Source organism: Streptomyces sp. NRRL F-2664 (assembly GCF_000719345.1).
Lineage (GTDB): Bacteria > Actinomycetota > Actinomycetes > Streptomycetales > Streptomycetaceae > Streptomyces.
The window spans coordinates 1-283 of sequence record NZ_JOFX01000517.1 but is presented as its reverse complement, the minus strand read 5'-3'; the positions used below and the strand labels follow the sequence as shown (position 1 = coordinate 283).

The 283-nt window shown below is 74.2% G+C and carries 1 protein-coding gene; it reads left to right on the top strand.

From position 1 onward, the window contains the following. A partial coding sequence (locus tag IF89_RS40120; protein WP_043195138.1) for a hypothetical protein occupies nucleotides 1-283 on the top strand: 283 nt, incomplete at both ends.

Here is a 283-nt window from a genome sequence, read left to right as displayed (position 1 = left end):
GTTCGCCGACCGGCACGGCAACCGCACCGACTTCGCCTTCACCCCGGCCGGGGAGACCTGGCAGCTCACGTCTGTCACCGACCCCTACGGCGCCGCCACAGAAGTCGCCTACGACGACGGCCGGGTCGTCTTCACCGCACCCCCGCGCTCCGGCGACGGCCACCGCCTGACCGCCGTCCTCGAACTGGAGGACGGCCTGGTCCGCAAGGCCACCGGCAGCGACGGCGCGGTGACGGCCCTGGAGTACGGGCGGCCGCTGGCCGGACACGGCCCCGTCATCACC